Annotated in this window: 6 protein-coding genes and 4 tRNA genes; 3 read left to right on the forward strand and 7 right to left on the reverse strand. The window is 43.5% G+C overall.

Features of this window, described 5'->3' with window-relative positions; genetic code table 11:
* The 5 genes from ACF8OV_RS13630 to ACF8OV_RS13650 form a co-directional block, all read right to left on the reverse strand.
* The coding region (locus ACF8OV_RS13630; RefSeq protein ID WP_245398261.1) for a GTP-binding protein at positions 1-263 on the reverse strand (263 nt) is incomplete at its 3' end.
* Positions 264-366: 103 nt separating this feature from the next.
* Positions 367-442 (reverse strand) — tRNA-Thr (locus tag ACF8OV_RS13635).
* Between the two features lie 13 nt (positions 443-455).
* A tRNA-Gly gene (locus tag ACF8OV_RS13640) sits at positions 456-530 on the reverse strand.
* A 35-nt stretch (positions 531-565) separates the two neighbouring features.
* A tRNA-Tyr gene (locus ACF8OV_RS13645) sits at positions 566-650 on the reverse strand.
* Between the two features lie 36 nt (positions 651-686).
* Positions 687-762: transfer RNA gene (locus ACF8OV_RS13650), tRNA-Thr, on the reverse strand.
* Between the two features lie 206 nt (positions 763-968).
* On the opposite strand from ACF8OV_RS13650, the gene coaA reads away from it, so the two are divergent.
* Positions 969-1,892 carry a type I pantothenate kinase gene (gene coaA / locus ACF8OV_RS13655; RefSeq protein WP_015297458.1) on the forward strand — a complete coding sequence of 308 codons (924 nt, stop codon included), beginning with the start codon at positions 969-971 and terminating at the stop codon, positions 1,890-1,892.
* A gap of 6 nt (positions 1,893-1,898) precedes the next feature.
* On the opposite strand, the gene birA is transcribed toward coaA, so the two are convergent.
* Both birA and murB read right to left on the reverse strand, forming a co-directional pair.
* Positions 1,899-2,864 carry a bifunctional biotin--[acetyl-CoA-carboxylase] ligase/biotin operon repressor BirA gene (gene birA, locus ACF8OV_RS13660; RefSeq protein ID WP_203505319.1) on the reverse strand — a complete coding sequence of 322 codons (966 nt, stop codon included), beginning with the start codon at positions 2,862-2,864 and terminating at the stop codon, positions 1,899-1,901.
* Positions 2,861-3,904 (reverse strand): UDP-N-acetylmuramate dehydrogenase, encoded by a 1,044-nt coding sequence (gene murB / locus ACF8OV_RS13665; RefSeq protein ID WP_017449610.1) that lies wholly within the window; start codon positions 3,902-3,904, stop codon positions 2,861-2,863. The genes birA and murB overlap by 4 nt, the downstream gene beginning before the upstream one ends.
* Before the next feature lie 100 nt (positions 3,905-4,004).
* Between murB and ACF8OV_RS13670 the strand changes: the two genes are divergently transcribed.
* Positions 4,005-4,433 carry a GNAT family N-acetyltransferase gene (locus ACF8OV_RS13670; protein WP_025542398.1) on the forward strand — a complete coding sequence of 143 codons (429 nt, stop codon included), beginning with the start codon at positions 4,005-4,007 and terminating at the stop codon, positions 4,431-4,433.
* A gap of 74 nt (positions 4,434-4,507) precedes the next feature.
* Positions 4,508-5,848, forward strand: coding sequence for a CDP-diacylglycerol--serine O-phosphatidyltransferase (gene pssA / locus ACF8OV_RS13675; protein WP_015297461.1), 1,341 nt, complete (start codon positions 4,508-4,510; stop codon positions 5,846-5,848).
* Positions 5,849-6,340: the final 492 nt, after the last annotated feature.

The raw sequence follows: 6,340 nt of genomic DNA on the forward strand, positions 1-6,340 counted from the left end.
TAGTCAGCGTGTCCTGGACAGTCAACGTGTGCGTAGTGACGTGATGGAGTGTCGTACTCAACGTGTGAAGTAGCGATTGTGATACCGCGCTCACGCTCTTCTGGAGCGTTATCGATAGATGCAAAGTCTTTCGCTTCACCGCCGTAAACTTTAGCTAGAGTAGTACAGATAGCTGCAGTTAGAGTTGTTTTACCGTGGTCAACGTGGCCGATAGTACCAACGTTAACGTGCGGTTTCGTACGTTCAAATTTTTCTTTAGACATGAGTGGTCCCTCTAGGTACGGATTTTTGGTGGCCCAAATTGACCACGCAACCAAATAAAGATTATTGGTAAATCTAATATCAAAAGGAGATAACTTTGAGAGCTGGTGCTGATAGGCAGACTCGAACTGCCGACCTCATCCTTACCAAGGATGCGCTCTACCACCTGAGCTATATCAGCACTCAAATTAGAGTGGAGCGGGCAGCGGGAATCGAACCCGCATCATCAGCTTGGAAGGCTGAGGTAATAGCCATTATACGATGCCCGCAACACGTAACTCTGAGAGCTATTTCCTAAAGAATATGGTGGAGGGGGACGGATTCGAACCATCGAAGGCAGTGCCGGCAGATTTACAGTCTGCTCCCTTTGGCCACTCGGGAACCCCTCCAAATTTTTAAGCCATTCTAACTACTAAAGGAAAGAATGGTGCCGACTACCGGAATCGAACTGGTGACCTACTGATTACAAGTCAGTTGCTCTACCTACTGAGCTAAGTCGGCATAAGTGGTGCGCATTCTATTGAATGATTTTCTAGGTTGCAATAGCTATTTAAAAAAAAGTCGTAAAAATCGTTTTTTTAGTTTCAATTGCTGCAAAATCATACAAACCTCGCTTTTTAAAGCAAACTTTCGTGCTTTGTCGTTTGCTTTGCACGGTGCTTGTTGTATGTTCTTGCTCTCTACTAAACCAAGGATAAAAGAGACCCATGAGTCCATTTTTGTCATTTGACCGTGCCGAGTGGGCAGAACTGCGTAATTCTGTTCCGATGACACTCTCTGAAGACGATCTAAAGGCGCTTCAAGGCATAAATGAAAACCTCACTATGGAGGAAGCGGTAGAGATCTACCTTCCTTTGTCTCGTCTACTCAATTTATATGTACAGGCTCGCCAAAGTCGCAACTCTGTTCTTCAGCAGTTTCTAAATACCGAGGAACACGCTCCGCCATTTGTTATTGGCATTGCGGGTAGTGTGGCTGTTGGAAAAAGTACAACAGCACGCATTCTTAAAGCACTGCTTTCTCGTTGGGAAAATCATCCCAAAGTCGCCTTAGTTACAACGGATGGCTTTCTGTATCCCAAAAAGGTTTTGGAAGAGCGCGGTATCATGCATCGCAAGGGTTTTCCCGAATCTTACGACATCAAACGCTTGGTAGAATTTGTTTCTGATGTAAAGGCGGGTAAACCAAATCTTGAAGTACCTGTTTACTCACACATCACATACGACATTACTGATGAGCTAAAAAAAGTCGACCGACCTGACGTGCTGATTATTGAAGGCTTAAACGTATTACAAAGCGGTATGGACTACCCACATGATCCACATCGAGTATTTGTATCTGATTTTCTTGATTTCTCAATTTATGTTGATGCGGAAAGTGAAACGATAGAGCAGTGGTATGTCGAGAGATTTTTGAAGTTTCGCCGCGGAGCTTTTACTAAACCAGGCTCCTACTTCAGCCACTATACGCAACTGTCGGTCGATGAAGCGAAAAGTAAAGCGAAAGAAATTTGGCGCAATATTAATGGACTCAATCTGGAATTGAACATTCTTCCAACCAGAGAAAGAGCCCATTTGATCCTCCACAAAGGTGCTAACCACCTTGTCGACAAAGTATCGCTAAGAAAGTAAAGGGGCTCAGTCCCCTTTTCTCAACGAAATTTCTCCGCCAATGTAGGTTTCCAAACCATTTTCAGTTTTGAGCACCACCCCACCCTGTTGGTCGATACCTTGTACCACTCCGTGTATTTCTCTCGGTCCCATAAGAAGCTTAACCGGTCGGCAGATAAAGTTGTCCAAACGATTCCAACGTTCAACAAAACCACCCAGTCCAGTCAGTTCATATTCTTCTAACGCGGCTTTCCAATGATCGATAAGACGTATCGCCAATTGAGTTCTATCGATACTAACTTCATTGGAAATTTGGTTGAGTGTTGTCCAAGGTTGATCAATACCGGGCTGCACATCAGGCATGCCAATATTTAATCCCATTCCAATCACTAAGTGAGCTGCGCCTCCTGCTTGACCAGACATCTCCACTAAAATACCGGCTAATTTTTTATCTTGATAGTAGATGTCGTTTGGCCACTTAAGCTTAACACCTTGGATACCGATACTTTCCAACGCTTCGACTGCTGCAATACCCACGACCAAACTCAGTCCCATCGCTGCCGCCATACCCGCATCTAAACGCCAGTACATAGACAAATACAGATTGGTGCCAAATGGCGATATCCATTGACGTCCGCGACGACCGCGCCCCTGCGCCTGATATTCAGCGATACAAACTCGCCCTTTATCGGATTCACTGACTTTCTCTAACAAATATTGATTCGTTGAATCGATCACGGAAATCAGTTCTACCGGAGTGCTAATGGCATTTTTCAGACGAGTTTCATCGAGTAATTGAAGAGGATGAGCCAGTTGATAGCCTCGTCCTTGGATACGATAAATATCCACTCCCCAATCATTCAACCCTTTAATGTGCTTTGCAATTGCCGCTCTAGAAATGCCCAGTTGTTGTCCAAGCATTTCACCTGAATGAAAACCGCCATCGCTGAGTGTTTTAAGGATATGTAGCTTCACTGAGTGTTCTTTTCTCATTGAGCCGCCTCAATCTTAGCGAGATTAGTTTCACCTTGACGATTCATAAAGCGCACTTCGTGTTCGAGTTCAATTTGGTACTTATCCCACACCGCCCTTTTCACCAGAGAAGCAAGTGCAACCACGTCATCAGCACTGCAGTTGTCGACATTTGTTAATACCAACGCTTGTAAAGGGTTCACCTGAGCACCGTTGACTGAAATACCTTTCAAACCACACTGGTCAATCAGCCAACCGGCTGCCACTTTCATTCCCTCGTTTGCAGGGTAAGCCACCATGTCGCTATGCTTTCGAATGAGTTGATCATAATGATCTTGGCTGATCACAGGGTTTTTAAAGAAACTCCCTGCGTTACCGACTTTAGCTGGGTCTGGCAGTTTCTCCATACGAACTTGGCACACACGTTCAAATATTGCATTTGGACTTAATTCGTTTTCAGGGATGTTTTGTAACGGCCCATATTGATTCTTCGGCGTCCATCGCTTCGGCAGCTTCAAGCCAATGGCTGTGACAAAGCATTTTTCATATAGATCATGCTTGAAAACTGAATCTCGGTACCCAAATTCGCAGTCTTCCGCACTCATCCGCCTCGTGTTTAAAGTCGCCAAATCCAATACATCGACGTAGCTACAAAGATCTTTTAGTTCAACCCCGTATGCGCCGATGTTTTGGATCGGAGCTGACCCAGCACAACCGGGAATCAAAGCTAAGTTTTCGATCCCGCCCATACCTTGGGCAACACACCAAGCCACCAAACTCGGCCAATCCTCCCCACCTTGAACATGCAGAAGATAATCTTCATGGGTTTCTGAAACCGATTTCCCCAAAAGGCGGTTAACAATGACGAGACCATCAAAATGTTCAGTAAATAGAACATTGCTGCCTTTACCCAAAAACAACTTCGGCAGACTTTGAAAAGCAGGATTTTGATAGAGGCTGATTACATCATCTATCGAGTCAACAATGGCTAAGTAGGAGCAAGTCTGCTCGATACCAAAAGTGTGAAAAGCCTTGAGGCTTGCGTGTTCTTTAATTTGCATAGTGATTTGCAACGCCAGATAAGATTCTCTTAAACTGGGCACATTCTACCCCAGTTAACTTTTAACCGCAGTGACAATACCTAACTCATTAATCATAGAAGTGTTAAATCCGATCAAACTCCCTTTGATCAAAAAGCTCTATAAAGCCCATTACCCCTCCGGGCGAGCCAAAAAAGATGAACTCATCATCACAGCCAGTCGTGGGGGTGTGATCGTCGCACTACTAAGATTAAAAACCGTAGAGCAATATCGCTTATTAACAGGCATGCTCGTCATCCCAGAAGTTAGAGGCACGAGCGTTGGCCGCACTCTGCTAGAGAATTGCGAGAACAAAGTTTTCGAAGATGGTGATTATTGCTTCGCTTTTAGCTACTTAGAAAAATATTATGCTCAACATGGTTTCGAAACCATTGACAGTCATGAGCTGCCGAACTCCTTAAAGATGGCCTTTCAACGTTATGTTGATAGCGGCAAAGATCTCATTCCAATGCAATTTATCCCTTCAAAGGTTTCAAAGCGTGCGCTTTAGTAGCCAGGGAAATCATATCTTTGGTAAAATATCAGGTTCGCAATATTGCACTAAAATAAGGTACTCACACCGATATGATAGTAAATAGGAATCCATTCGAGCAGTTGCCTAGTCTCGCAATCAATCCTGAAGACTTTGATGTTCTGTACTCTGCAGAAACATTTCGAACTCGTCTTTTAGATGCGATCAGCAAAGCAACGTCACGAATCTACCTAGTCGCTCTATATCTGGAAGATGATGAAGCTGGGCGTGAAATACTCACTGCACTTTACGAAGCAAAGCAGCGTAATCCAGGATTAGACATTAATATCTGTGTTGACTGGCACCGAGCACAACGCGGCCTTATTGGTGCAGAAACATCAGAAGGCAACTCAGCGCTTTATAAAGCGTTTGCTGACCAATACCAACATGCCATCCCTGTTTATGGTATCCCCGTTCGCGGCCGAGAAGTATTTGGTGTACTTCATTTAAAAGGCTTCGTCGTCGACGATACCGTGATTTACAGTGGCGCTAGCCTTAATAACGTTTATTTACAGTACCATGGTCGCTATCGATTTGATCGCTACCATGTTATTAAGCACAAGTCCCTTGCAGATACGATGGTGAACTTCGTTCAAAATGAAATGATTGCTCACCCTGCAGTAAACGACTTGGCCGATCGAGATAAGCCAGAAACCAAAGAAATTAAATCGGCAATTCGCCAACTTCGCTCTTCTCTTGCTCAAGCCAACTATCAATTTGCCCATGAGTCAGCGGCAGAAGATAAAGTAAAGCTCACACCACTTGTTGGTCTTGGTAAGCGTCGAAACTTACTAAACCAGCAAATCGTCAAGCTACTAGCAGCAGCAAAAAACGAAATTTTCATCTGTACGCCATATTTTAACTTCCCTAAATCAATTCACCGGGAAGTAAAACGTGCGATGAAACGTGGAGTAAAAGTAACGATCGTGGTAGGAGATAAAACCGCGAACGATTTCTATATCTCTCCAGAAGAAGATTTCAAAACCATTGGTGGTCTTCCTTACCTTTACGAGGTAAATCTGCGCCGCTTTGCCAAAGCAAATGAGGCGAACATTGCAGCTCGTAAGCTTTCAGTGCACTTATGGAAGCATGAAAACAACAGCTTCCACCTAAAAGGTATCTGGGTTGATAAACGATACATGCTGCTTACAGGTAACAACTTAAATCCGCGTGCTTGGTCTCTCGATCTTGAAAATGGTTTATTGATTCAAGATGACTACGCAAACCTTACTCATAAGTTTGAAGATGAAGTAGCCCGAATCCTTGAACATACGCAGCTAATCTGCACTTACAAACAGTTGGAAAAAGTCGAAGATTACCCGCTTGCTGTGCAAAAACTCGTGAGAAAAATCACTCGCTTAAAAGCTGACGGTGTTTTAAAGCGTATCCTTTAAATATCTTCCGTTTATTTGTCTTTCGAAAGCCCAACTTATGTTGGGCTTTTTTTGTACACGGCAGATCAAGTGATTTCCATTTTTCAAAAGACATATCTCACCCTGAAAGCCCCCACACACTTTTTAAACATAAATACAGAGCGAGTATTTTATTAGTTTTAAGCATCTTAGAACGGCTAAAAAATACTTATTAAAGGATTGAAACTAGGCTCACTCTCGAAAAAACAGACAAAGGTGGTTAACACACTATCGAATTCGCATGCTTAACCTTCTACTACTCGAAACGATTGAAAATTAGGGAAAGCGAGTCCCGTATCTATATTAGCAAAATAGTAGAGAAGAAGAATGCATTGTAGATTGATGAGCACCTTAAATGACTAACTAAGCTTTCAAATCAGTGTAAATGGCGAAGCTATTGGGACAGCAGACCACCGAGAATGGCCTTTCTTGGAAGGGAAAATGACAGACTCTAAAACGACAAAAGCCCTGCTA

Origin of the sequence: Vibrio sp. GLN_1 (genome assembly GCF_043106015.1) — a bacterium.
GTDB classification, from domain to species: Bacteria; Pseudomonadota; Gammaproteobacteria; order Enterobacterales; family Vibrionaceae; genus Vibrio; species Vibrio parahaemolyticus.

Bases quoted from the DNA above. Each gene is read 5' to 3' on its own strand.
- coaA (WP_015297458.1), top strand. From the start codon at position 969: ATGAGTCCATTTTTGTCATTTGACCGTGCCGAGTGGGCAGAACTGCGT.
- pssA (WP_015297461.1), top strand. From the start codon at position 4,508: ATGATAGTAAATAGGAATCCATTCGAGCAGTTGCCTAGTCTCGCAATC.
- murB (WP_017449610.1), bottom strand. From the start codon at position 3,904: ATGCAAATTAAAGAACACGCAAGCCTCAAGGCTTTTCACACTTTTGGT.
- birA (WP_203505319.1), bottom strand. From the start codon at position 2,864: ATGAGAAAAGAACACTCAGTGAAGCTACATATCCTTAAAACACTCAGC.